Below are 25641 nucleotides of genomic sequence, written 5' to 3'. Positions count from 1 at the left end.
CGCTAATTTTTTCTTACGATCGCAGGAGCCGGATTTTTCCAACTCTGGGTGGGCCTGATACGTGATTAGGGCAGACTGTAGTTGCCCCCAGCTAAACACAGAATTCGAATGTTCGCTTTGCGACCAGACTGCACATTGGAGATCACATCTGCGCGTTGCTCGACGGGCCATGAATCATTTACTGCACTGCGTGTAAGAGAAAAAGGCGAATCTCGGTGATATTTGCAGGGAACCTCACAGTTACAGGGCTACAGGCCAATCCAGCAAAAACTCATGAACTAAAAGATACAGTGCGTGACGTTTAACATAATCTTTATTATGCGTATAAGTTGATGATTTTAAAGAGGTCTAATGATTTCTCGCAATGCTCGAAATAGTAGGAGGACCTAGTTATCGTCCTCCGTACCATGACCAGGCTCAGCTGTAATCGTTCGCTAATGCACCAGTAAATAGAGTCGAAGCATCGCTTGCCATAGATATGGCATGACGTACTTGTTGATTGGTTAGATCTAGTACTCTAAGTTTATCCTTTACTTCTGCCACTGATTCAATACGACGGTACGCACCGGCGTGCTTCTCTGCATATATAGCTAGTCCTTTCAGTTTGGGTAAAGCATCGGCCAAATGGAGCCCGTGTGGGTCAATAATGTCAGCGACAACTTGCCCACCCTGCTCGGCAAAGAATATGAAATCCGGACGCAGTATTTTGTATTGGTCGGCATCCTGATATGCAATACCCAGCGATGACTGTCCTGGCTGCTGCGGGTTGCGATACCAGGAGGAGAAACCCGGCCTGGCCGATTCAGTCTCGACAACGGTGCGTTCCCAGTCATTCAGGTCAGCCGGATACTTGCCCGCAGGGTCACACAGCAAGTGGCCTTCCCAAACTGGCAAGACTCTCACTTTGCCGTTTTCGTTTGCTTTGGTCGCCTCATGACGAGCCTCAGGCTTCAGCAAGCCTGTGTCCTGAGGCTCCGTACTCATCTCGATGATCTGCCGATAGGATTCCCTGCGATCATCGCTTAGCGCCTTGATCTGCTTCCTATACTTGGACAACCAGGTATTGGCCAAATTGTCCGCCTCGGCATCAAAAAAATCCTGTGCTTCTATAACCAGTCCCAAACCAGCAACGGTCACGCGAGCCTCAACAATGGCTTCTAGGAATGCTTCTGGGTCATCTTCCCTGTCAGCTTTCTGACTAGCCAAGTGGTCAACATACGAATGAGCAATCGCGGGGCTGAAGATACGCGCTGCACGACGATAAGCATCGTCGATTACTACCATGTCGGCATCTTCCCAAAACTGTTCCAAGCTGCGACCCTGGCCCAGCATGTCCGCTTTTACGGTTTTACCGTCCACAACAAGCACGGACTGCCGTTTGGCCTTGATCTTGGCTTCATTGTCAGCCTGAAACTTATCCAGGAAAACATGCATTTCGGCATGGGCCAGACTGCCAGCACCTGGCAGAATATCGTCGGACGCCAATTCATGAGCCAATGCAGTTAATCTCACAGCAGGCTTGGCACCACGCTGCGGCCGTGTTTGCGAGGGCAATGCCTCGAACGCATCCCATACTTCAGGCGAAATATTAGTATTCGGAACCACCTCGATGTAATCGATCAAAACGCGCCCCGGTGTTGCTGCCTCACTGCCGGTCGTCAATTCATCGACAACCTGCTCCACGGCCTTGCGATTGAATTTCGGCAGCAAGCAATCCACCGCGTTCAGGAGGTCATTACCTGGGATACGGCGAGCCAGTGGCGAACGCACTAGGCGGCCCAACAATTGCGTGATGTGCGTCTTATCGCGAGCAGCGCGGAAAGACACCATGACCTCGGCTCGCGGGCAATCCCAGCCTGTGCTAATGGCATCCTTGGCAATCAACACCCGCACCCAAGTCGACTCTTCGACTCGCTGAGGCTCGATGTAGGGTACGTCTCGATTGCCAAACCTTTGCGTTGAATGTTCTCCGAAAACATGTGCCACACTGGTAGATGGCAGCTCGGGATAACGCTCAAAAATGGTATCTAGAGCCCGCCCAATTTCATCAGGGTCAGGTTTATTGGGAACCTGCAAAACCATCAGCGGCACGACAACATGGGCTTCCTGCTGTTGTTTTGAGTAAGCTGCCCAGGCAACGGTTGATTCTTTGAGTTTGTCAGTCGCTCGCCGCACTAGAACGGTGTCGAAGTCACCGACATTGTCCGGTATATCCAGCAGGATGGTATCTTTGATAAGGCCAGACTCTTGCACCTTGGACGCATCAACTTCCACATTGGGCAGCTTGATGTGCTTGCCGGCTGACTCAATCGCCTTGTTAAATCGCTCTACCGTGGCCGAGATACCCCATACTGCTGGAATGCCGGGGACGCTACCCACGCCATTGATGAGCCGTTGAACGATAGTACTCTTGGCGTTCTGGCTAGCTGCCGTCTGTGTGCCCATACCCCGGTGCGCCTCATCCAGCACGAGATAGAGCGTCAATTCAGGGTCTTCAATAGTGTTCTGTATAGTGTCCCAAATGGTGTATGCACGGAGATCGGGACGCATTTCAGGGAAAGTACCATCCACCTTGGCTGCCATTTCCTCTGGATCATGGCCGCGTACCAGAAGGCTGTTCTTGCTAAGCTTCTGGGTGTTGAGAAAGTAGATTTTCCCGGCCTGGAACTTCGGCCTATTGAAGGTGTTTTCTACTACCACCAGGTCGGTGTAGTTGATACGGTCACTGGCCTCGATAAAGCGAAAACGCGTCTGCTCATTCAGAGATGGGTCGTCGCTGAACCAGATCACCACTGCGCCAGGGTCAGCATCAAAACTGAATTCATCGTCACCGTGAAACAGTGCTTCGAACGTGGCCGCAGCCATGACTGTTTTGCCCGCGCCGGTTACTGCAGTGAGTGAGAATGCCGTCCTGTCGGCTTCACTGTGCCAAAGGCGGCGAGCCTTGCCCAGGTTATTCAAGGAATCGCGGACGGCGTCGCGCTGATAGTCTTTGAGCGTGAACTTCATCCGTTATTCTCCGTTGGAAAAGCTGAAGTTGGTGAGATAAGACTCGTAAAGTCGCACTGGCTCGACACGATCGGGCAACCGCTTGGCAATCGCCTGGAAGCGGCGGTCATCGTCGGTAACGATATAGGCAATACCGACTCTATCAGCGTTATCCATCGCCTTGATAAAGGGTGCGGCAGCATCCACATTGACCAACAGCCCATAGGCATCTACTACTGCCCAGCCATCAGCGGGCAGCTTGTCTATACGACTGCCCCGTGCACCCGCCCGGAGCCAGAGCAATGGCGCGATTTTGTTGAACGCCAGATTGTGGCTGACTGCCACCGGAGTCTCATAGGACAGGGTAAAAAACTCGGCATTTTCTTCGAAACCTTTTGCCATGGGAAACTCATCAGTGAACTTGTAGTCACCTTTGATCGGTTCACCATCTGGAGTTTTCCCTGTAATTGCGGCAGCAATTCGGGGTTTGGTGATGTAGTCGCAGATACCGACTTTTTCCCACTCATCATCGCCGGGGCGCATGCCCGCTTCGAGTAACTTTTTCTGTTCGACGGCAGCGACCTCGTTGTTAGTAATGCTGATGCATTGTCGTTGTCCACCGTCTTGTTTGTTCAGCCGCATCACCGCATGAGCAGTCGTCCCTGAACCCGAGAAGAAATCAAGAATGACTGCGTCTGGCTTATTTGCGACGAAGAATCTCAACGTATCTTCGACAGCATATAGCGACTTCGGGAATGGGAACTTACGACCAGGAATGAAAGCTCGCAGCAAAGTCGAACCATATACACTAGCGTTATGAGATCTTTTATTCCAAATCGTTCTCGGCCACGCCACTGAAGATCTTTTGGCCTGATATATAGGATATCCATAAGCATCCATTCCACTCATAATGGTTTCGCCTTTTTCTATCTGTGACCGGGCTCCGCCCTTCAGATAAGTAACGGCGTAGGAACGACCAACTCTGGCCATTCCATTTTTAAGAACCTCTTCAAAAGTATCGCGCCCAAGCTGCCATCGCCCTTCTGATCCATCTGTTCGTATAGGCCACTTCACAATATGATTTGGATTATCATCCTTGACTGGCGGAATAGGATTTCCCTTACCAGGAGGGTAACCAATCTCAACAACTTGACGTGTCACTTTGTCAATAGTGATTGGATAGAACATATCTTCTCGGGACTCTCTGGTCGCGTCAGTGCCACGGCGCATTAAGCTATCCCACGTTACTTTCAACTCCTGGGTTGCATTACTATCTTCATTCTCACTATCGTCTGTAGTTGCGATCATTGCATCGCCCGTCGGCACAGCGATGCCTTCCCCAAAAAAACCACAAAAGACATATTCTTCAATGCGGGAAAAACGGCCTGGACGTTGTGAGCCTTGAGGTGCAATGACTGTGCTTGTCATTTGGAAACTAGCTTCCGGGAAAAGCTGCTCCAGCATTAGTCCCAATCGCAAATATTCCTTTTCGTCGATAGTTACGATGAGTACGGAGCAGGAAGGGTTCAAGAGCTCTTTTGCTGCCAATAGGCGGCGCTCCATCATCGCCAGCCATTTGCTATGTCGGTAAGAATCGTCCTTCTCAACGTAATCGTTATTGTACTTCCAGTCCTTTGCCCCAGTGTTGTAGGGCGGGTCAATATAGATCGCATCCACCTTGCCACGATGGGTGTAGGTTAGCGCTTTCAAAGCGTGATAGTTCTCTCCATTGATAACTGTATGGCATGGCTTGGCGCCGCCACGCATTACCTTGCCTGTACTGATTAGACCTGGGTAGATCGTGTCTCGGAACTCTGCCACCACTACCAAGTCATCCACCGACACGGTTTGAGTCTCGAGCTCTACAGCGTTCATCAACTCCAAGACAGCTGTTTTCTTGGATCTTTGAATACTCTTCACCTGCCACAGCCGCTGATCGCTCTTCTTGGTGGAACCACGCTCCGGTAGTACTCGTACCTTGTCACCCTTCCTAATTGGTCGCAGCGGCAACTCAACCGCTTCAGGGCTGTGACGCTCGAAGTTCAGCCCGAAGGGTAACCGTGACGACAGCATCTTGAACTCTCGATCTAGTTCAGCTCCTAACGCCGCATCTTTGGATTTTGCCTTCGCAATCAAATCGGTCAATCTCGACACTAACGACTCCTAATTTTTAAAACTTGCCATTACGCATACCGAATTAACTTTGGCTGCTTCAGGTGGCCTGGACATCTGCCTGGACGGATTTCCTTAGTCGAAAACCTAGACTTATGACAGCTTCCTCAAAGAGGGGCCCATAAGTCTGTAAGGGCTACATCCTCTCTTTGTTCAGTCTCGCGAGAGAGCTGTTGAGTGTGGTTCTGGTTACTCGAAAGTGCTCGGCGACTTCCTTCTTAGTGATATTCGGATCAGTCAACATAGCAACAGCTTCTTTAACGTCGGCCTCCGACATAGATGGCTTACGACCTCCCTTGCGGCCCCTTGCTCTGGTAGCCTGAAGCCCTTCCTTTGTTCTTTCGCGGATAAGATCATGCTCGAACTCTGCCAGGGCTCCAAAAACATGGAAGACTAGCTGACCTTCGGATCCGGTTGTATCGATTCCCTCAGAAAGGGATTTGAATCCGATATTTCTGTCTTTGAGATCCTGAATGGTCTCAACGAGGTCTTTGAGAGACCGGGCCATGCGACCCAGCTTCCAGATAACGAGTACATCGCCTTTTTTTAGCGTTCGGAGGCACTGCTGGAGCACCGGGCGCTCTTTGAAATGCCCCGTTAATTCCTCTCGGAAAATTTTTTCGCAGCCCGCGTGTTGTAAGGCATCGATTTGAAACTCTGCATTGTGATCTTGGCTGCTGGCCCGTGTGTAACCTATGATCATTGAGCGTACCTTTTCCAATCATAGATTTTTGTACGTGATTGTTGCCCCCAAAACAATAGGCGTTGTGAAACTTATAGTGCTTTCCAATAAAAATCGACGGTTTTAGAAGGGAGACTTTGCCACTTGCAATGATCGCGAAGTTACTCAGTAGTAGCTTGTGATACCTTCTGGTAAGTAAAACCGGCTTTATCGGGATCAAAGACATTTTGGCGCCATGGGGCGAGAAACGATCCATCATGTCCATTCGAATCCGGTGTGTAATGTGCGCCAGGGTCCGCATCCAGGATCAGGTGTCTTTTCCAAAAATCGTTTCTGCGTTTGCCAAAGCCACGATCCGACTTCTTTGAATCTTCGGGGGTAAGAGTGCCCTTCAGCCAGGGCGTTACTCCGACTTCTTCCGGAATCAGGTCGCGCAAGCGATCCAGAAGCCAGGTTGCCAACCCCATCCCTTCCAGATTGATCGGGAAAACCCAGTCATCCACGAGGCACACTTTGCCCGTTCTTACTTCGCCCTTAATCCACCCAAGTGCGTTGCCGGTCGGGCCATTCACCACCACTTTCCCGTCAAATCGCCAATCGTTGTATTCGGGCACCCTTGTAATTTTCAACCGGATCTTCGCCCGCCCAATGCGGCCACCTGCCTTGTGGTGTAAGTCGTAGTCCTCAGTAACTTCCGTAGATGCCATCGCTTCCTCACATCGACTATTATTTATTTGTTTATTTATTTCTTTGTTCGTTTGTTTGTTTGTTTCTTAATTATGCATTATACTGTTCGCACAGTCCACTGATAATGAGGTTTGCCACATGCGCCCCGCCGAGTTTGAAGACGAACAGATCATTGAGGCCGCCAAGCGCTTGCTGAGCGAGGGGCGCCGCGTAACAGGCTTTGCGCTACGGAAAGAGGTAGGAGGCGGCAACCCTTCCCGCCTTGTCCGGGTCTGGGAGGATTACCGTCAGACTCAGGAGGTTGTTGAAAGCGAGCCGGTCCAGGACCTTCCGGTGGAGGTCGAGGAGGCGCTGAACGAAATGACGGGGGCCTTCCTGGAGCAGGTCCGCTCCCTGGCCCTCAATCTGAACAACCGGGCTGTGAAGACGGCGGAAAGGCGCGTGGCGGATGTGATGAAGTCGGCGAAGGAGCAGCAGGAAAGTGCTGAAGCCGAGTTGATTGATGCCGCAACCACAGTGGATGACCTTGAAGATCAGCTGACTGATAGAGAGACCCGGCTGAACGAAACCTCCGCCGAGCTCCAGGCAGCAAATACGAACGTGGAGAAGCTTCGTCAGCAAGTGGTGCGCCTGGAGAAAGACCTTGCCGTTACCACGGAGAAACTGGAGCAGGAAAAGGGTAAGCGTGAAGCGGCCGAGAATGAGGTGAAAAGCCTCAATGCTCGAAATAAGGCGTTGGAAGCGGATAAAGAAGATCTCCGGGAGCAGCGTGATTCCCTCAAGGAAACGGTCAAGAAACAGCAGGAGGACATTGAGGGCCTGAAACGGACCAACGATAACCTGGTTGACACGCGGTCTGAGCTGAAAGCCCAGCTGTCTGCGATTGCGGAGCGCGAAGAGGCTGCACTGAGAAGAGCCGAAGAACGGAAGGAAGAGCGGGACGAATCCAGGAAAGCTGAGAAAGAAGCTGAGCGCAGAGCTGTGCAGGCTGAGACGCAGGCTGCCGCCCTTCAGAAGGATTTGGACGCCCTGATTGCAAAGACGTCAACGACAGATGAGAAAAAGGGCAATGCCAAGAAATAACGCAACTGCCCTACTCGCAAACTGAGATCAAGGAGGACAATTACGATGGCAGCCCGGTTGCTGTTGATCTTGGTGTTATCGGCCCTGCCGCTGTTAGGGGCGGCCGATGTAGTCAAGAAGTCTCGATCCGGCATTTGCCATGGGACCGAAAGCTCGTATTACGACACCGTGAAGCACTTTAAGAGATTCGGAACCGTCCAGGATTGTTTGCAATCAGGAGGCCGTTTACCCAGAGGCAGTGGTTACAGTCGCGACCAAGTCAACACCCTGGCTTACAGCAGGGATCGATTTGGCCATGGTTGGGCCGACGAAGATGGCGACTGCCAGAACACTCGGATGGAAATGCTGATTGATCAGTCCACGGTGCCAGTTCGCTTTGCGGGCGGGGATGATTGCAGGGTGATCTACGGCCGCTGGATTTCACCCTTCACAGGAAATGTGATCCATGATGGATCGAAAGTGCAGATCGACCATGTTGTGCCTTTGAAATGGGCATGGGAACGAGGAGCGCCTTCCTGGCCACAGGCGAAACGTGAAAAGTTCGCCAATGATCCGGTTAACCTGCTCCCGGTTGAGTCCAGTCTGAATGCGAGTAAAGGTGCCCAGGGGCCAGATCAGTGGCTGCCGCCTTCAGGGCAGTGTGGCTATGTCGCCCGGTTCGTAAGGGTTGTTAAAATCTATAATTTACAGCCAACGCCCCGGGAGGAAGCTGCTATCTCCGGATTATTGGATCAATGCCGGACAGGCTAAAGTGGCATGAGAGTTTCCGTACGGAAACTCACCTGGTCTGAGGATGAGCCCGATCAAGGTCCCTGATAAAGGCCTCAACCTTTTCGGCGTCGGTGGTGTTAAGCACGGCAAAGACAGGTCGTTTTTGGGGCCGCTTGGTTACCTGGTTGTGACTGACGGCCGCTTCCAGCTCCCGAACCTGCCTAGCGTAATCGACAGGTAACAAGCAGTGTACCTGCTCCATACCTTCAGGGATGCTCAGGCCGAGCTGTAGCGCTTTCTCTTCAAAGCTCCGGATACTGGCACTCATTTGCTGCTTCCGGATTCCAACCAGTTCGGCACCTTCGACCGCTCGATAGCCTTCAACCAGAACCATTTTCAGCGCGAGTAGCGTCCAATACTTCATAAACCGGAAGTGTTTCGAGACCAGGTCCACATCGGCTTCGGTGTACTGCCCGGGTTTAGTCGGTGGTACCGCCTGTCGGTAGATCCTGGCCAACGCCTGATACTGCACCTCTGCGCCTTCTGCTGTGCGGTCGAATACGTCCACAGCCGGTACGCCGTCGACAAATACGCGGCGGGCGCCCTCAGCAATAGCCGGCGACACCTTCGCCTTTCTGGCAGCCGTCTCGAACTGTTGCTCAGTCAGCACAATGGATGTGTTCTTCATGGGGTCAATCCCAGGTAATCGGTCAAGGTGCTCTCCTGCTCCTCTGTCAGCGGAACGACGCTCCGGAATTCTGACATGAGAGCCGGCAAGGGCTTTTCTGGCTGAGCGGACTGCCAGGTTTTCCAGCAGGCAATGACCTGATCCTCGCTTTCCGGCTCAAAACCGGATTCCAGGCACAGATCCAGCGCAGCGGAATAGGCCCATTTCGGGACAATCCGAGTGCCATCTGCCCAGCTGCGGAGGTGTTTACCGGCCAGTGAATCCCGCTCAGCGCCATACTTTTCCTGGCCAATGCTGAGTACTCGCTGAGCCGTTGCGTTGTGGTTTTCCTTTGGGCCGAAGTGCTCCAGGAGATAGCGGAAAAACACCCGGCCATCCCCTACCCTTTGGGATTTTTTGTCTTGGTTATCGGTCATAACTCAGTCATTAAAAAGTGCTTCACCCAAGGCTTCCCACTGTTTCTGCCAACTTTTCGTCACGCGGTAGCGTTGAACTTGCCCGGATTTGTCGGTGATCTGTAATACGCCCTCCCCTACAACCTTCATGTCCGAAATGCCTTGAGGTTTGGCAGAAGGCTCAGACGGTTTTGCTTTGGAGGTTTTGGGCGCTTTCTTGGGTTGTTTGGTTGCCGCGCCAGCGGACCCAGAGGCTTTCATGTCCCTGGCCTTCTGTGCGTAGAGCGCTTCGGAACGCTCTGGTAGCTGTCCATCGGTGAGAATCTTCTTCACTTCCGCTTCGGCGGTTTCCTGAGAGATCTCCCACATCTCAATCAGACTGCCCACCGTGTTTAGGTTTGTGGCAACGCCGAGACGGACGGTTTCCTGGACGGGTTCCGGTCCCTTGTAGATCTTCAGCATCTTGTTGAGCTTGCTGGTGCTGATTACCAGGTCTTTCGCCGCCTCTTTCTGGCTCTTGCCAGTCAGCTCCACGTACCGTGCGCAGGCCTCAATGTCTTCCCAAACCGTCAGGGGTTCGCGATCGGTATTCTCGGCGCGTTGAGCTCTCAGTTTCTCGGCCTCTTCCGCGGGGCTCAGACCTTCCGATTTTTCGTCCTCGATGATAGCTTTGAGGTAGTCCAGGCCGGCAATCTGCGCGGCTCGCCAACGCCTCTCACCTTCCTTGATCTGGAAGCGGCCGTCAGCCTTGCGAATAAGGGTGATCGCCTGGCGCTGCTTGTTAAGCTTCAGCGATTCAGCCAATCCCTCAATGTATTCCTGAGTGAAGGTTTTCCGGGGCTGGTTCGGGTCCGGATCGATTGCAGAGACCGGCACCATGGCGTAATCGCCTTCGGCTTCCCGAACCTGTGGCCTAGCTTCAGGTGTGGTGTCCGGTTTTGGCTTCTGAGCCCCCTTCAGGGCCTGGGAAAGTTTGTTTTTTTTAGCGGTACTCATGCCCGGCCCTCTTCAAAGTCAGAGAGAATTTCATCGGCCAGAGCGCGGATGTCGGCGGCCGCTGCCGAAGATCGGGCCGACTCGACGACGCCCGTGCCGAATGCAAACGCTTTCTTGAATTCTTCGGAGCGCCGAATGGTGGTTTTGAAAACGGGGTACTGATAGTCCTCACCGAACATTTCAAGAGCCATCCGGGTGAGCTCTTCCGTAGCACGGGTACTGGTCAACAGCACCCGGAAATAGGGCTTCCCATCCCGGAAATCCTGAATTTTCTCCAGGTTCTCTGTGCAGACTTCCGTGGCCCGAAAATCAGCGGCCGATGGCGTCAGAGGAACAACCACATAATCAGCCAAGGCCATGACCTTACTGTTGATGGTGCTGGCCTTGCCGTCCTCATCGGCATTGGCATCACTGATGATCCCGGCGGTATCGATCAGGATGATGTCATTGCTTTCGTAGTAGGCCTTGATGTTGACCTTGATCATCGGATCATACATGGCAATGACGGGGACTTTGGCCTCTTCGCCAGCCAGGCTTTGCCAATGCACACACCCGCCATCCTTCTCGGTATCGGCGATGGTGACGCGGTATCCGCGATTCTGGAATTCGGTGGCCAGGTTGGTAACGGTGTTGGTCTTACCAACGCCGCCTTTGCGGTTCATAACCGCGATAACGGCGGTTTTCTTGAGCTTTGGAGCGAAAGGTTTCGGCATGACTGTTCCTTATCGACTTAGGTCGCCTCGTTTCGTTTCACCGGCGAACATGAGTGGCGGATTTATAGTAGCAGAGTAAATGTTTCAGTCAAACTATGGCTGTGTAATAATGATTGCATACATATAATTCTATATGGAGCATAGAATGATTGAGCTGATGCTTGTTGAGGGTCATTGGATGGCGCGCTATTCCGGTGAGTTGAAGCGGGAGATTGAAGCCCTGTTTCAGACAGACACTTTGCCAACCGCCTTTTGCGAAAAAATGTCCAGAGAGCGTGTAATCGATGAGCTGCAAAAAAGAAATCCCGGTCTCACCATCTTATAAGTTTACCGAAATGTTTACTTTATAGGTTGGTGGCGCTACTATGAACACGTGGATTACCGCACAACAGCGAGGTAAGTAAGATGCAAGTTTCAATGAGTCGTGGCGAAACAGTGAGGGTTGGTTGCACCCGTGGGACCGTTAAGCGGATTCACAAACGAACTATGGTGATTGATATCCGCGGTTGCCGGGTGAGAGTGCCACGAGAAGAGGTCAGGGCACTGTCGAAGGAAGCTTCGAGCATGGAGGGCGTTTGATATGAACAGTGAACTGTCCCTACCTGAGAATCTGGATGATGCTCAGCTTCGATGTTGGCTGATTGACAAGATTGAGACGCTGGATTCATTCAAGCGTTCAATCAAAGCGCAGCTGCTCAGTGCCGATCGAGGTGAAATGAGGCGAGACGCGGATTGGCGGGACAGGGCTACCCGCAAACTCCATCATCTTAAAACTGAGCGAGAGCGTTACCGGGCGGCGCTGAGTGAGGTCAACCAGCGGATCCGGGCGGCCAGAGCACTGATAAGCCGCGGGGGCCAGGAAGTTGAAGCCTGCCAGGCGTTCGTGGAATTGGCGCAAAGGCATCTAACCAAGGAAGATTTTGTGTGGCTGTGGCGCCAGGCTGAGCAAGCTGCCAGACAGTCGGCTCAGAAGTCGGCAGATAACGAGGAAGGGAACCATGGACAGGCTTAACCTTACTCTCAGTATCGATCAGGGCAAGGGTGTCTGTGAGAGCCTTGATGTCTTTACTCGCCTTTGTCTGGGCCAGCTGGAGATTGTCGCTGAGTTGGTTCGTCAGGGGGTTATTCCAGTGGCTCGCCCCAGCGCTGATGGAGAGCGGGCAATGGCCTCGGAGGAATGCTGTGACCAGATCGATCAGCTGATGTGGGCAGCAAAACAGCTACTCGGGTATCCTGCCGGCGCAAGCAATGGAATTGGCCACCCGGACGTGCATATCGACGGTCGGCGGGCTTATGAGGTCGAAAAGGTTTTGGCGGCGGCCATGGTCGGAAAAGACCCTGCCCGGAGGGCCAACCTGGATGTGGCCAATGATGGCCTGATGCTGAGGGTCACTGACGAGCCAGTTCCGAAAGCCATCCAGTATTCCCCGGACAGTTAACAGGAGTAGATGATGTCAGAGCCGGAAAATATAACCCGCTTCAATCGAGCCGTGGGCATGACCTTGGCGGTGCTCTATGAAGAGTTCCCCAAACGAATCACGTTGCGAGTCGGGCGGGTACTGGGCCTTGAGGTCAATGAAGAGGATGATCTTCTTGATGGTAGTCCGATCCCGGCCCGGGATGGAGACGGAAACCAAGTCACGGTGACCTATGACGATCTGGACTTTGCACTGAATTCGGTCCGGTGGTTAGCTGATTCAGGCTACCTGTTGGCCGGTCAGTTTCGTGGACCATTTTTCGTGGACGACGTGACCTTGTCCGCGAAAGGCCTGGAGCTGTTGAAATGCGTCCCCTCTTCCGTGGATCCCTCTGCTTCCTTCGGTGACGAGTTGCGCACTATGGCCCGGTCATCAGGGCAGGATGCTATGAGTGGTTTAGTCAGCACGGCATTGACGACCGGTTTCCGGCTGCTTGTCCCTGGCGCGTGATCCCGTATGGTGATTCGTTCCGACAGTTTAACGGCGAGGTGAACCGTGCGAGACGATGAGAAGACCCCCAACAAGTGCCCTGCCTGTGGTAGCAGCTTTGTGACGGAAACGCTTCACAGCTGGCTGTGTGCGGACTGTGGGGCTACGAAGGAGCGCCCACGAAAGCGGCGCTGATCGGCAAGACCAGCGATAGACGTCCGGTTGACTTTTCTGTAATACTGTTTATTTATACAGTATTCGGGGACAGTTTGGAATTCCGTCGACGTCACAACACTTACTACTCGACCTTATCCGCCTACGCCTCGATGGATCCGGTGGGGATCGTTACGTCCAGTGAAATTGTCATTAGCCAATGGCTTGGGACAGCCGACCGGGAGTTGATACGCAGGCTTCCAAATGTGTCTCCGGTCCTGCTGGATATCGAGTCGTGGCGTACGATGATCCTGGAACCCTATAACCGGCTGGGGCCTGGCGTCTACATTGTGGGCGCGAAGATCGAGGACGAAGGTGTGGTGGCTGTTATGGAGCGCCGCAAGCCTATGTTAAGGGTTGTGCAGCCAGACAATGACCGGCTGGGTCGTGGGCGATCATAAAATGGTGCCAGGTGCCCCCGGCCAGGCTCACCACTGAGCAGGTGACGCACCCGAGAGACCTTACTGCGGTGAACGGGCTTCCATGCCTCATTGAGTATCGATAGCCTACCTCAAAATCATATAAAAATATAGGTTTTTAGACGTGGGACCTGGGTTTTCGTTATGGGAATTTCCGTACGGAAATTTCTCAGGCGGGTTCATCAAAATCCGCCGGCACCACCATGTCCTTGCGTTGCTTGATCATCTCGCCGAGCGTGTTTACACGCTGGTTGTACTCCCGGCCCTTGAGGCCTTTAATCAGATAGGCGTTAGGCGTTCCTCGCAGGACGGTTTCGGGTACCGGCATCCCGAACGCCTCAAAGGTTTCTTCATTGTTGAGTCTCAGGACGCTGATCAAGTTGTGGTTCACCAGGAGATCCAAGCCTTGGCGGATCTGTTTCGATGACATGTCGGTGCGTTCCTTGATCCGTTCATAGGAGATCATCGCCACGTTGTTGTCTCGTTGAACGACTGACAGCAACAAAAGGTAGAGCGCCAACCCGTTCATCGCATCTACGCCACGTGTCGGGTAGTTCGCCAACGTGATCGGGAGCGTGCTTGATTGCCTTCGGTTACCGTAGAGGTGCCCTTTGGGCAGCTTCACAAAGCCTTTGGCGCCCTCTTCCGTGTTTCGATCCAGGCCGGTGATCTTATAGACCAGAGGCTTATGCCCGGTTCGCTCGATGGCGTGACACTGTTCGAGCAGCTTCAATCCTTCTCTGACCATTGCCCGTGAAAGTTTCAAGTACTGCTGAATCTCTTCATAAGTCGTTTTGACAGCGTACCGCCCTACCCTCTTCCGTTGGTTGTCATCGTCAGCCATGGCGACCAAGGCGATGTAGATCTTCAGCGCAGCTGTGACTGCACCGGCGGTGGGAGGGTCCGGGAAGATCGGTGGATATACCAGAATCGTCCGGCGGGCCGTCTTGGCCAGCCACCAGGGGCTGGGCCCATCCATGCTGAGCCAATGGCGCGGCAGAGGCGAGAATCGGTCTTTGGTCAGCATATCAACGGGGCCTCCGAATGGCGGTGATAGCTACAATTACTAGGGCAACGATGGCCAGGTTTTCTGTCGGGATTGTGCTTGCGACTGCAATCAGGGATTCAGTCCAGGAGTTTGCTTCAGTCATCGGTTTTGGTCTCTCTATTGGACAGCGATGACACTATTTAGCTGAATAGAACAGAAGATCTCTAGAATACAGATATAGCAAATTTGGATAAAAGCCGCGTGGTTGAGCTATTTGGAGTAAATTCTATAGTTCATGAGACGAACTCTATTGATGAATTAATGGCCTGGAGGCCGAGATTCAGGCCCGTCTCTGGAGCTTCTGTGTGAAGGTGATGTACTCACGAGCGTCATTGAAAGTCACACCGTATCGCTTCTCGGTATTGCGGGCGTCACGATATTCAGCTTCGGTGCGATAGCCCGCCGCTTCCCATTCATACTCTACCTGTGGCGTGACCGGCTCTTCGACGGGTAGGGGTTGTGGTTCATCCAGGTCAAGCGTCTGCTGAGCCTTGTGGCGGAAATAGACCTCAAAGGCAATCACCTTCTTGCCGCGCTTTTCCGTACGGAACCACTTCTTGTCGTGTTTGATGATCTGGATATCAGTGTGAGCATCGATCAGCTTCAGCGCAGGCTCGATGACGTGGGTCCGCAGGTCTTTGAATCGGGGATAGCTGTTCTCAAGTCCCAGGAGCTCTTTGAACCAGCTGATTTCGAAAGTACGGTGCCCGACTTTACGGAACTGAACCAGCAGCTCGTAAACCCGGATGACGTTGAAGGACGGCAAATGCGTGACGTTGCGCAGTCCGTAGTCGGTGTACTGCTCCCGAAGGTTGACCAGGTGCTGCAAAAAGTCCGGATGAAACTCTAACTCTCCGTAGCCCTCGCCAGGGTTATATTCTTGCGTGATGACAAAGCGCCGACGGCGCCACCCGGCTTCAGTGCCCTTGGTGGCAGGGATGCGCTCAAAAAATTGTTTGTCCCAGGTGGAATCCAAGCCCTCACGAATCTGCTTGTAGGCGTTTTTGGTGCTGATACCGAACATGTCCGCGAACTCAGTTCCGTAGATCCGGAACTTGTTGGGAACGTCGTCAGTCATTGGCTTCACTTTGGAGACGCACAGAAGCAGGATCCTGTATTCCGTTGTCGTTAAACGGAATTTCGCCTCATTGAGCCGATTGGCTTTCCGTACCCGTTGAGTGAGCTGATCCACAAAAAACCCCTTTTTATAATCTTTTATACTGTACTACTTTTTCTCTTTTACTGCTTTTCGGAAGGCCTAACTATTTGTTTTAGATCGTAAAAAACAGCCCAAAAGGGAGAGTTTTATGGTCAAAGGGGAGACCAGTATGGCAAAGGGGGTAGAGGGTTATGGTTAACAAGGGGAGAGCATTATGGTGTCTGGGGAGAGCAATATGGTGAGGGGGAGGGAAATATGGCAGTTATCCACAAGTGGAAGATCCCAGCCATTTCGCAGCAAGTTCGAGGCATTTGTGAGCAAGGCATTCAGTGCCTGAGAGGCCTCAAAGTGTAAAGGGGAGAGATTTATGGTCGGTAAAGGGGAGAGATTTATGGCTGGACGTTGTTGGTGATCCCATCAGTTTCCGTACGGAAATTTCCCGATAATGATGGTTGTCCGACAGGTTAGCGTGGTCTCTGCCCTCCCCTGCCCCTGTGTTGGTATAGACTGGTCTGAGCGCCTGTCCGGTATTCATCAATTCATTCAATGCGGAATTTGTCTGTCGCGTGAGTTCAGAAACCAATAACCGCCCTGCCCTGAGCAAGCTACGAGTGCCCTTTGGTGAAAAGGATGGCCGCTTGTACCGTCCAGAGACTGTGGACCGGGGCAAGAAGTGCGGCTGCCATTGTCCTGAGTGCAAGGTTCCATTGATTGCCAAATGCAGTGTGGCTGGTCGCTTCTATTTTGCTCACCATCGCGGCGCCGAGTGCCCTGGTGGGTACGAAACCGCCCTGCACAAGATGGCCAAGCAGATCCTCTTGGATGCCGGTCGAGTGTGGTTGCCGGAGCGGGATGTGTTGCTCTCCTTTCCCCTGGTGTTCGGCGAAACACTATCGGAAACACTGCACTTCGACTCGCGTGAGGTCCATTTCGTATCGGCCGTCTCTGAGAAACGGTTGGACAATGGTCTGACGCCTGACGTGACTGCCCTTCTGAAGAACGATGCTGAGTTGCATATTGAGATCCTGGTTACGCATGCCGTCGAGGATAATAAGAGCCTGGCAATTGATAACGTCATGGAGATTGATCTGAGCTGGTTGTCAGAGGAAACCGTGCTGGATCCGGTCGCGCTTGAGGCTGAGGTACTGAAATCTGCGCCCCGTTGGTGGCATCGGTGCTCTTTGATTGACGAGCTACCGAAGGTTCATGCCGTACGGAAAGCGCTGGAGGCCAGGGTACCGATCGAGATCAAACGCCTCGAACGGCAACGCGAACGGGAGGAAGCGGCCAAACGTAAGAAGGAGCGTGCGACACAGCAGAAGGAGGAGCGCAGACAGGCCCTGATTCGTAAGAAAGCAGAAGCCCGAGAGCCGTTTGAGATTGCGTTAAGAAACCTGGAGCAAGTGGAATCCATGGGCTGGCTGACTCTGGGAGACCGGTTGGCAGAACGTGCAAAGCCCCGGCTGGAAGAGATTGCACGGCGCTTGAGATTCGAGCCAGAGAAGTGGCCGACGTTCATGGATGTCAGTGTTCAACGGGAGTGGGTGTTCAAAGAAGATCGGCGACTTTGGCAAAGCGCGGTGTTTGAGTCTCTGATTCTGGATAAGGAACCGGGCTATATTTTCTCGGTGGCCCATGCGCTGGCCTATGCCGAAAAAGCCGCCGGCGTTCGTGAATGGGCCTTGAAGCTGAGCCAACTCAAGCAGGCCCATCTGAAGCAGCCTTACAACCAACGCAAAGATTACGAGTTACGTGGGGTGTGGTTTTTGACCCCTGCCGAGAATAATGCCATCCGGTCGCCGTACGCGGTGGTTCTATCGTATCTCAAGGAACTGTGTAAGCGTGGCGTGCTTGCCGAAGAGCGTCCGGCCAAGACATTTCGGGTTTTGGCTTCCGGACCGGATATCTGGACGGCTCACGAAAAGGAGCAAAGACAGGTCAAGGCCAAGGCTGTCCGGGCGGAAAGAGGACGAGCGACTTTGCAGGCGTTGCTGGGAGATATATTCCCGGAAGATGAAAAGTATCAGAAGGTTGAGCAGGAATGGCGGGCGCGCAGGGAAGACGTCACTCAGCGGCTCGATTACTCCGTCAACGATGCCAATGCCATTGCCGCTGCCGGTCATGAGACTGCGTTGTTCTGTCTGAGCTGCAAACGGCACCAGTTGCCGACACCCATAAACGAGTGTCCTGTTTGTTACAGTCATCGAGTTCGGGTGGTCGAGCTTACGGAGGATTATCTTCGCACCTTGCTGCACCGCCTCAAGTGCATGCCCTGAAAAGCTCTGTCAGAAGTTGGGCTCGGGGTTGAACCTGGATGTTGCCTCCCGGTGTTTGAGAAGGTTGTGGATTTGGATATTCAGTGCGATCCCTACGGGCCGGGCTGCTCCGGGTTCGCTATTCGCTCATCCCGCCGTTGGCGGGACTGACGCCCTCCGTATCCCTATCGTTCTCGCCGTCCCGGCGACCAGGGCTGTGCTCTGAACCCTCTACCTGTTCGGCAACAGACTCTTCACCGCCGGTTGTCACCGGCACTTACGAGACTGTTTAACGCCTCTCTGTTCGCGGTCGTGAGCCTTCCAGGCCGTTGGCCCTCCAGGTTCACCACCGCAGTAGGATCCCCGCGCAGCGGGGCCCCGGGTGTGGTCAACAGACGCTGGCGCGACTGTTAAGACGACCACACGAAGGCCAAGTGGCGCAGCCACCTGGCCGGAGGGGGTTCAGCTCCCGCAGTTCGATCCCGACCTTCCTTCATCCGTTATGCACCCTCAGCCACCGGACCAGCCCTGGCAAGGTCTACTCGCTGCGCTGCGTTCCACCTTGCCAGGGCCGGCCCGGCGTCTGCTTCGACGGGTGCGGATGAAGGGCGGTCGGGATCTACCAGGCAGGCGGGGGTCTGGTCGCATCACCAATAAGGCGCGGGCCGTTGGCCCGGCTGGTGTTTATGCCGGGCGCTGCCCGGACCCGGCGGAATCCGGACATTCAGGATCAGGGGTGAGGAGTCAATAAAATTGGGAAATTTCCGTACGGAAACTTTTGCTCAAAATCGGGTACATCCCTTGATAATAACACCGTAACGGTGTTATTATATGTGGGTCGGTTAGGGAATCCACCACCACATTTTCCCGCCGATTTACCTTCGACTAGACAAGAGAGAGTAAGTTATGAGATCCGTTTCCCTTACTGACGCCCTGACCACCCGTGAAGCTTGGCTTCAGGCTTTCGAAGATCGCGAGGTCTATGTGAAGAATACCTTTGCCCATGTGCAGCGGTTCGGTATTCACGAGCACGATTTTAACCTGGCGATCACAGATCTCGGCTACGCCATGAAACGCGGCAAGGAGTGTCGGCGTTGGATTATCCATGGTCATAAATCCGCAGTGATCAGCATGCTGGCTATTGCCAACTGGAGTCTCCTGAAGCTTTTTGAAGTTCTGAGTGCGCTGGAGCTTGAAAGGGCAGAGTACCGGAAGCTACAGCCTCACCTGTCGGTTTCGGTGTATCACTTTCCGTCGAAGGAGATTTTCTCCCCAATGGCTTTGTCGGCCATGAATCCACTTGCAGGCTGGCCCCAAAAGTGGACTGTGCCTCACCTGGTTCGGTTGCTGGCTCGTGACCAGTCCTTGCGCGTTGTTTGCGAAGGTCAGACCACCGATGACTCGTTTCTGGACTCTGAGCGCAATTTCAACCGAGGCGAAGAGGTAGACCGGCTTGCGTTCATTCGTGACCTGGTCGAGGACGCCAAATCCTGGAGTGTCCGCCCAACAGCGGGAGGCCTGTCGGTCAGCCAGGGTTATCACGTGAGTTACTTTGTGGCGCTGTCCCATGTGACCGACGGGGCCTGTGCGTGAGGTTTTCTTGCCAGGCCCCGGGCTTGGCCGATTAATCCTGAAAATTTCCGTACGGAAATTCTCGCAGATACCGGTTCCAACAATGGAGAAAACGCCGGTTTGGCGTTGAGACAAACAAGTCGGCAAGGGATTCCACCACCACATTTTCCCTGCCGATTTGCCTTCGACTACAGGGAGATTTGCTATGTGTGTATCCAATCCAGTGATTGAGGTAACGGTTGTTGGTGATGATGAGCGCCTGGACACCTTGCCCACCTATTTTGGTGATCGGTTCCTTGAGGCTGAGAATGCGATTTTTGTGTACATGCGTCATCTTTGCGAAAACTACAGCGGCGGCTACTGGACGTTTTATGAAACCACGAACGGTGCCTTTTTCATGGCGCCGGATATTGAGGGCACGGTAAGGGTAAGTAATCCTGGCAATGGGGCGGAAGCTGAGGTGAGTTGGCAAGCGGCGGGGTTGATCGCCTGTGTTTTTGCCGTTAATCACTGTGTTTGGACCTATCGCACTGACCAATTTGGTGAGCAGTACGACCGGTTGATGGCGTACGTCTACGATCATCCGGAATCCTGGGACATCTTGCTGTTGATTGATTAACCTGGAACGAGCATCGGCGCTGAGGGGCCCGAATTTCCGTACGGAAATTTCAGGAACTGCGCTCTTGGCAGGTACAGTTTACGCGTTCAGAGATATCGTTATGGTTACGTTTCAGGGAATGTCGCTTGCGCTCTTGTTCCTGATCCGTGGGGGAGGGGAGAGGTGGCCCTGCAAGCCACCACGCTCAACAGGGCCGGTGTCCCTTCGACTAGAAAGAGAACGAAATCATTATGACGGTATCGCCCGGGAGGCACAAGTGAGTGAAAACGCGAAGAAACGGTGGGGACGGGGAGCCCCGGTGCACCCCACCGACGCCAACATTGTGTCGACGTGGCGGCGGCTGATGACTGACGGAGGAACTTTGCCATTGTCAGATGCTTTGAAAAGCTTGAACCAGGACCTTGGCACGAACTACAGACATGATCGGATCACCGCCTGGGAGCAAGCGCTTGGCGGCAGAAAGCCGAATGTCCAGGTATACGAGTACATGTTGTCTGTCGTGATACCGCTTTTGCTTGAGCAGTGGAAGCGCGGGGAAATCAATGAAGGGGATATAGTCGCAGCGGTGGCTTTGCCGCGCACTGATTCAGAGGTAGCGGGAGAATGATGGAAGCAATGGAGTTGCCGGATCTGTTCGATGTTTCAGAGGAACAACCTGAACGTTTAGCGCATATTGTTGAACACTACGCGGCGCTTCTGGATGTGGGCAACCGGGATGGCTACCAGGTGTGCGCCGAGTTTTTGAGGGCGGTCGAAAGGGTAGGGTATACCTTCTCTTACGGACTTGATGGTGTACCTTATGGCTTGAGATTGCTCTGATCCGGAAGGACAGAGGTTGTGCTTCCACCCAAAACAGGAGAGTCGACTATGGCAACAACAATGTTCTTTGAAGAAACCATTCGAGACCAGGGCGACAAGGAAACGATGGATGTTGAGCTGGGCCGTTCTTCCTTCTACGACGAAGACAGCATTTACCTGAAGGTCGATGGCAAGACGGTCATTATGGATCGAGCAACTGCAAAACGCTTTGTGGACGCCGTGGTGGGTGTTGGGCTTTACCATGGGTTCGTGGACTAAAGTTGGAAGAATCATAGACATCGAGCGACTGGGCCTGTGTTTAGTTACGGCTCTTTCTCGTTAAGGGGTGGTGTAGTGGGAAAAGTTTGCCTGAAGTGTGACTACGAGCGTAAGCCGGAGGACCGAGCGCCGGACTGGCAGTGTCCGAATTGTGAGGCGGTTTACAGCAAGATCGAGGAGGCGGTTAAGAAGGGGATTGATGTCAAGAAACCCCAGTTGACGCCCAAGCGGGAGCTCTCTGAAAGGTTGTCGACGATGATTGTCACGACCACGCCGACACTTCCAGGAGCCGAGGTAGACAAGGTGCTCGGAATTGTCGCAGGCGATAGCACCTATGCGTTCAGTTCAATTAATGAATTCTTTGGAAGCATTGGACGAGCGGTTGCCGGCTCCGGGCAGAGTTATGGCACCGAGTCTCACCTGGTTCGCTGTCGGGAAGAGGCTTTGAAACGACTGCGGTTTAATGCAGCAAATCTGGGCGCTGATGCCGTGATCGGTGTTTCAGTTAACGTTGTCGAGTTCAGTGGTGCTACGGATAACGGGGTTGTGGTGATATCCGCCACGGGCACGGCTGTTACGGTTGTAGGCTGAGCCAATCGTTTTTGATAGTTTCCGTACGGAAATTTCGATATCTGGTGTTCAAATTTGTGGGGTCAGACGATCCCTGCGGGCCGGGCTGCTCCGGGTTCGCTAATCGCTCATCCCGCCATTGGCGGGACTGACGCCCTACGTATCCCTATCGCTTCCGACCTCCGGCCGGGCAGGCCGCTGCGCGGCCCGCAGTAGGATCCCCGCGCAGCGGGGCCCCGGGTGTGGTCAACAGACGCTGGCGCGACTGTTAAGACGACCACACGAAAGCCAAGTGGCGCAGCCACCTGGCCGGAGGGGGTTCAGCTCCCGCAGTTCGATCCCGACCTTCCTTCATCCGTTATGCACCCTCAGCCACCGGACCAGCCCTGGCAAGGTCTACTCGCTGCGCTGCGTTCCACCTTGCCAGGGCCGGCCCGGCGTCTGCTTCGACGGGTGCGGATGAAGGGCGGTCGGGATCTACCAGGCAGGCGGGGGTCTGGTCGCATCACCAATAAGGCGCGGGCCGTTGGCCCGGCTGGTGTTTATGCCGGGCGCTGCCCGGACCCGGCGGAATCCGGACATTCAGGATCAGGGGTGGGAAATCAAGCCTTTGGTGTTTAAAAAAGAGCCTTATTTATTTTCTTAAATGTTTACCCAAATGTTTATTTATGCTATTATTTACAGGTGGTTAGCGGAAGTTGTTAGCCGCCACGCTCGCCGGTGATTCGAGGCGATTTAGGAGTAATAACAATGGAAAAATCCAAGCTGCAACTGATCGCAAAATATGCCAAGTGGATTGCTGGCATTTTGCTGTTTGCGATTGCTATGGGTGCCGATGTGGATTTTCGCTTTGCGTCCGCGGATTGGACGATAGAGCTTCACATTAAGTAACCCTGCCGGGGAGGTTCTGCCTCCCCGTTTTTCTTGGAACAAGGAGCGCAAAATGAAAGCAGGACTGATGTGGTTTTGCATGGTGTTATTCGGGGTTCTCGGCTTGTCAAAGCTGGATATTAGGGTGTCCCTTGGCGATCCCTCTAACTATTTTCACATGGAGTTTCCCCGTGCCCTGGAGCGGCCCTGGCTGGTCTTGGATATTGGGCAGAAACCAGGTGATGAGGTGGTCACAGAATGCGTTGAATTTCCCGTTTAAATGTATACCCAAATGTTTACATTATGACGGGATATTGATACTATAAACATGCGGTCAACGGAGGTTGGCCGTCACGTTCGCCGGTGCTTCGAGGCGAGTTAGAAGGACATTCAGATGGTAGATACCCTCTCTCCGGTCGTGACAGCGACCAAGCTCTCCGGCCACAGCCGTATGTGTGCCATTCCTCGTTATTTTTCTGCCTATATGGGAGCCGTAGAACCGGCCATTTACTCGGTCATGGGTGAATGGTGTGGCGATTACACCGGCGCTTACTGGCATTTCTTCAAGCTCTCCAATGGAGGCTTTTTCATGGCTCCAGACCTGCAAGAGCCCATCGAGCTTCAGAACGTTCAGAACTATGCCTCCGAGAAGGTAAGCCAAGAGGCAGCCGGAATTGCGCTGTGTCTGGTGGCATACAACCGTTTGGTCTGGAAGTACCGAGATCCTGTTTTCGATTCGGCGTTTCACAAGCTGCGGGAATACGCACTTGAGCACCGGGAAATGGAAAGCATTTTCAGGCTGATCGACTGACAGGCGCGACCGGCGGCGTTGCCGCCGGTTTCTCAGGACTCCAGAGGATACGGTTATGCAGATTCAGGGAAGCGAATACGAAATCCGGCATTTTCACTTTTGCTGTGGCTTGGGTGGCGGTGCCAAGGGCATGAACGAGGCGCGGCCCACGGTTGGTCGCTTGCAGGGGCGCTTTCGCTGCCTTGGGGGTATCGATATCGATGCAGGCGCTCTGAAGGACTTTGAGCGGCTGGCAGGGGCTAAAGGAACGCTGATGGATCTATTCAGCCGGGACCAGTACGAGGACTTTCACGGTCGCACTCCTCCTGCTGATTGGGATGAGGCGACACCGTTTGACATCCAGCGGGCAGCTGGAGGGGAGCGGCCGCATATCGTTTTTATTTCGGCACCGTGTAAGGGGCTGTCCGGCCTGTTGTCAGAGACATTAAGCAAAACAACGAAATATCAGGCCCTTAATCGGCTCACGCTTCGCTGTGTCTGGCTGATGGCGGAAGCCTGGTCTGACGATCCCCCCGAACTGATTATTTTCGAGAACGTGCCGCGGATTGCTTCCCGGGGTAGGGCGCTGCTCGATCAGATTGTTTCGCTGCTCCGATCCTATGGCTACGCCGTGGCGGAAACCGCGCATGACTGCGGTGAAATTGGCGGCTTGGCGCAGTCGCGCAAGCGCTTTTTATTGGTCGCTCGACATCAAGTTAAGGTGCCGCCGTTCCTGTACGAGCCGACCCGGAAACGGTTACGCGGTGTTGGCGAGGTTCTGAGTCAGATGCCTGCACCGGGTGATCCCGAAGCGGGGCCGATGCACCGGGTGCCTTCCCTTCAGTGGAAAACTTGGGTGCGGTTGGCCTTCGTTGAGGCTGGTAAGGATTGGCGCTCACTCAACCGACTGGCTGTAGAGGATGGATTTTTAAAGGATTTCGCCATTGAGCGGGTGGAAGGGGAGAGATTTATGGTCGCTTCTCCCGGCTTCAGTGGCGCCAATTACAGCCAATTTGGGGTAATTGACTGGCAGGAAACGGCGGGTGTGGTGACGGGCCAGCGGTCGCCGGGGCAGGGGCGGTTTTCTGTCGCGGACCCGAGACCGATGGAACACACACGTTGGAAAGGCGGCAAATACCGCGTAACCCGGTTTGATGAGCCTGCCGGGGCGGTGATCGCCGCCAGTACCACCGGCAATGGCGCGTTTGCAGTGGCTGACCCTCGCCCTGGTTTTCGGCGCAAGGCCGGAGACAGCTACCTGACCGCAGGGCATTACGGGGTGATTGATTGGACGGCGCCAACGGGTGCTGTGTCATCGTCCGCTGGACATGACAACGGTAAGTGGTCGGTAGCAGACCCGCGTTTACCGGCAGCCTCAGACCGTTTGGTGACCTGTATTGAAGCGGAGGACGGCACTTGGCATCGACCGTTCACCACGCTGGAGCTTGCCGCATTGCAAAGCCTGATCGACCCAGAAGAGGTTATTACTTTGTCTGGGGGGGCTGATTCAGATTGGCGGGAGCGTATCGGCAACGCGGTACCGGCGCAGGCCGCAAAGGCTATCGCCGAGGTAATGGGCGAAACGCTGTTGCTGGCTTGGTCTGGCGAAACGTTTGTTCTGGGGTCAACGCCGATCTGGGTTCGCCCGGTGGCGCTGGCGTTGTCGGTCGATCAGTCAGGGGTTCCAGCCTGATCCATCTGAGGGAACCAGGGCCCGGCTAACGCCGGGCCTGATCAAGGAGGCGTCATGGATACGTTGATATATCTGGATAGCATTGAGGGCTTGGCCGACTACGAGCGATTTTCAGTCGAGCGGGATTCGCCTGTGCCGTTCTGGGTGGTGGTGGGTTGGAAACGGAAGGAACGTACCAAGCTTGCCGAGTTTATTACTTGTCGTCATGCACTGTTGTTCCGAGCGCTGTGTGAATCAACCGCAGCGTTCCGTCAGATCGCCACAGACGCCCGGAAGGGGAGGGGGTCGTTGTGTGTCGCGTAATGATAGAAAATCGTGCCACAGCACTCGTGAG

At 53.9% G+C, this 25641-nt stretch carries 29 protein-coding genes; 19 read left to right on the top strand and 10 right to left on the bottom strand.

What is annotated here, in order from left to right:
- Window positions 1-417: 417 nt before the first annotated feature.
- The 4 genes from ACUN9X_RS18615 to ACUN9X_RS18600 form a co-directional block, all read right to left on the bottom strand.
- A complete protein-coding gene (locus ACUN9X_RS18615; protein ID WP_445474004.1) occupies window positions 418-3009 on the bottom strand; it encodes a DEAD/DEAH box helicase in 2592 nt (863 codons plus the stop codon).
- Between the two features lie 3 nt (window positions 3010-3012).
- The gene (locus tag ACUN9X_RS18610) at window positions 3013-5142 is read right to left on the bottom strand and encodes a site-specific DNA-methyltransferase (protein WP_445474003.1); all 2130 of its coding nucleotides are present in this window, start codon (window positions 5140-5142) and stop codon (window positions 3013-3015) included.
- A 154-nt stretch (window positions 5143-5296) separates the two neighbouring features.
- Window positions 5297-5863: a recombinase family protein gene (locus ACUN9X_RS18605; protein WP_445474002.1), complete on the bottom strand. Its 567-nt coding sequence runs from the start codon at window positions 5861-5863 to the stop codon at window positions 5297-5299.
- 140 nt (window positions 5864-6003) lie between these two features.
- Entirely contained in the window at window positions 6004-6549 is a 546-nt protein-coding gene (locus ACUN9X_RS18600; RefSeq protein ID WP_445474001.1) for a hypothetical protein, read from the bottom strand.
- A gap of 118 nt (window positions 6550-6667) precedes the next feature.
- Here ACUN9X_RS18600 and ACUN9X_RS18595 point away from each other — a divergent pair, with 118 nt between their 5' ends.
- Window positions 6668-7612, top strand: coding sequence for a DNA-binding protein (locus ACUN9X_RS18595; protein WP_062786862.1), 945 nt, complete (start codon window positions 6668-6670; stop codon window positions 7610-7612).
- 45 nt (window positions 7613-7657) lie between these two features.
- Window positions 7658-8362 (top strand): HNH endonuclease family protein, encoded by a 705-nt coding sequence (locus ACUN9X_RS18590; protein WP_445474000.1) that lies wholly within the window; start codon window positions 7658-7660, stop codon window positions 8360-8362.
- A gap of 28 nt (window positions 8363-8390) precedes the next feature.
- Here the strand turns inward: ACUN9X_RS18590 and ACUN9X_RS18585 are convergent, their stop codons facing one another.
- From ACUN9X_RS18585 to ACUN9X_RS18570, 4 genes are read right to left on the bottom strand one after another with little or no spacing between them, the layout of a single operon-like run.
- Window positions 8391-9011: a hypothetical protein gene (locus tag ACUN9X_RS18585; protein WP_445473999.1), complete on the bottom strand. Its 621-nt coding sequence runs from the start codon at window positions 9009-9011 to the stop codon at window positions 8391-8393.
- Window positions 9008-9427: a hypothetical protein gene (locus ACUN9X_RS18580; protein ID WP_108019824.1), complete on the bottom strand. Its 420-nt coding sequence runs from the start codon at window positions 9425-9427 to the stop codon at window positions 9008-9010. The genes ACUN9X_RS18585 and ACUN9X_RS18580 overlap by 4 nt, the downstream gene beginning before the upstream one ends.
- A gap of 3 nt (window positions 9428-9430) precedes the next feature.
- Complete coding sequence (locus ACUN9X_RS18575; RefSeq protein WP_445473998.1) at window positions 9431-10402, bottom strand: ParB/RepB/Spo0J family partition protein; 972 nt, start codon at window positions 10400-10402, stop codon at window positions 9431-9433.
- Window positions 10399-11115, bottom strand: coding sequence for a nucleotide-binding protein (locus ACUN9X_RS18570; protein WP_062786849.1), 717 nt, complete (start codon window positions 11113-11115; stop codon window positions 10399-10401). The genes ACUN9X_RS18575 and ACUN9X_RS18570 overlap by 4 nt, the downstream gene beginning before the upstream one ends.
- Window positions 11116-11260: 145 nt before the next feature.
- Here ACUN9X_RS18570 and ACUN9X_RS18565 point away from each other — a divergent pair, with 145 nt between their 5' ends.
- From ACUN9X_RS18565 to ACUN9X_RS18545, 5 genes are all read left to right on the top strand, one after another.
- Complete coding sequence (locus ACUN9X_RS18565; RefSeq protein WP_108019820.1) at window positions 11261-11440, top strand: hypothetical protein; 180 nt, start codon at window positions 11261-11263, stop codon at window positions 11438-11440.
- A gap of 255 nt (window positions 11441-11695) precedes the next feature.
- On the top strand, window positions 11696-12127 hold the full coding sequence (locus ACUN9X_RS18560; RefSeq protein ID WP_108019818.1) for a hypothetical protein: 432 nt from the start codon (window positions 11696-11698) through the stop codon (window positions 12125-12127).
- Entirely contained in the window at window positions 12114-12554 is a 441-nt protein-coding gene (locus ACUN9X_RS18555) for a hypothetical protein (protein ID WP_445473997.1), read from the top strand. The genes ACUN9X_RS18560 and ACUN9X_RS18555 overlap by 14 nt, the downstream gene beginning before the upstream one ends.
- A 12-nt stretch (window positions 12555-12566) precedes the next feature.
- Entirely contained in the window at window positions 12567-13043 is a 477-nt protein-coding gene (locus ACUN9X_RS18550) for a hypothetical protein (RefSeq protein WP_445473996.1), read from the top strand.
- Window positions 13044-13291: 248 nt separating this feature from the next.
- Window positions 13292-13636: a hypothetical protein gene (locus ACUN9X_RS18545; RefSeq protein ID WP_226538208.1), complete on the top strand. Its 345-nt coding sequence runs from the start codon at window positions 13292-13294 to the stop codon at window positions 13634-13636.
- A gap of 187 nt (window positions 13637-13823) precedes the next feature.
- Here the strand turns inward: ACUN9X_RS18545 and ACUN9X_RS18540 are convergent, their stop codons facing one another.
- Entirely contained in the window at window positions 13824-14681 is an 858-nt protein-coding gene (locus ACUN9X_RS18540; RefSeq protein ID WP_445473995.1) for a hypothetical protein, read from the bottom strand.
- Between the two features lie 301 nt (window positions 14682-14982).
- Window positions 14983-15894 (bottom strand): replication initiation protein, encoded by a 912-nt coding sequence (locus ACUN9X_RS18535; RefSeq protein ID WP_222535029.1) that lies wholly within the window; start codon window positions 15892-15894, stop codon window positions 14983-14985.
- 533 nt (window positions 15895-16427) lie between these two features.
- On the opposite strand from ACUN9X_RS18535, the gene ACUN9X_RS18530 reads away from it, so the two are divergent.
- The 12 genes from ACUN9X_RS18530 (at window position 16428) to ACUN9X_RS18475 (ending at window position 25610) form a co-directional block, all read left to right on the top strand.
- Window positions 16428-18137 carry a hypothetical protein gene (locus ACUN9X_RS18530; protein WP_445473994.1) on the top strand — a complete coding sequence of 570 codons (1710 nt, stop codon included), beginning with the start codon at window positions 16428-16430 and terminating at the stop codon, window positions 18135-18137.
- 885 nt (window positions 18138-19022) lie between these two features.
- Window positions 19023-19709 (top strand): hypothetical protein, encoded by a 687-nt coding sequence (locus tag ACUN9X_RS18525; RefSeq protein WP_062787278.1) that lies wholly within the window; start codon window positions 19023-19025, stop codon window positions 19707-19709.
- 184 nt (window positions 19710-19893) lie between these two features.
- Entirely contained in the window at window positions 19894-20307 is a 414-nt protein-coding gene (locus ACUN9X_RS18520) for an antirestriction protein (protein WP_445473993.1), read from the top strand.
- Between the two features lie 256 nt (window positions 20308-20563).
- Window positions 20564-20914: a hypothetical protein gene (locus ACUN9X_RS18515; protein WP_445473992.1), complete on the top strand. Its 351-nt coding sequence runs from the start codon at window positions 20564-20566 to the stop codon at window positions 20912-20914.
- Window positions 20911-21126 (top strand): hypothetical protein, encoded by a 216-nt coding sequence (locus tag ACUN9X_RS18510; RefSeq protein WP_445473991.1) that lies wholly within the window; start codon window positions 20911-20913, stop codon window positions 21124-21126. The genes ACUN9X_RS18515 and ACUN9X_RS18510 overlap by 4 nt, the downstream gene beginning before the upstream one ends.
- A gap of 48 nt (window positions 21127-21174) precedes the next feature.
- Window positions 21175-21384, top strand: coding sequence for a hypothetical protein (locus ACUN9X_RS18505; protein WP_222535034.1), 210 nt, complete (start codon window positions 21175-21177; stop codon window positions 21382-21384).
- A gap of 75 nt (window positions 21385-21459) precedes the next feature.
- Entirely contained in the window at window positions 21460-21975 is a 516-nt protein-coding gene (locus tag ACUN9X_RS18500) for a heavy metal-binding domain-containing protein (protein WP_445473990.1), read from the top strand.
- Between the two features lie 729 nt (window positions 21976-22704).
- A complete protein-coding gene (locus ACUN9X_RS18495) occupies window positions 22705-22845 on the top strand; it encodes a hypothetical protein (protein ID WP_445473988.1) in 141 nt (46 codons plus the stop codon).
- Window positions 22846-22897: 52 nt separating this feature from the next.
- Window positions 22898-23104, top strand: a complete 207-nt coding sequence (locus ACUN9X_RS18490; protein ID WP_445473987.1) for a hypothetical protein — start codon at window positions 22898-22900, stop codon at window positions 23102-23104.
- 114 nt (window positions 23105-23218) lie between these two features.
- Window positions 23219-23635, top strand: coding sequence for an antirestriction protein (locus tag ACUN9X_RS18485; RefSeq protein WP_445473986.1), 417 nt, complete (start codon window positions 23219-23221; stop codon window positions 23633-23635).
- Window positions 23636-23690: 55 nt separating this feature from the next.
- Window positions 23691-25307, top strand: a complete 1617-nt coding sequence (locus ACUN9X_RS18480) for a DNA cytosine methyltransferase (RefSeq protein WP_445473985.1) — start codon at window positions 23691-23693, stop codon at window positions 25305-25307.
- 54 nt (window positions 25308-25361) lie between these two features.
- Complete coding sequence (locus tag ACUN9X_RS18475; protein ID WP_445473984.1) at window positions 25362-25610, top strand: hypothetical protein; 249 nt, start codon at window positions 25362-25364, stop codon at window positions 25608-25610.
- Window positions 25611-25641 lie beyond the last annotated feature (31 nt).

It is taken from the genome of Marinobacter sp. V032, from assembly GCF_052645435.1.
This window is presented reverse-complemented; position numbering and strand designations above follow the sequence as displayed.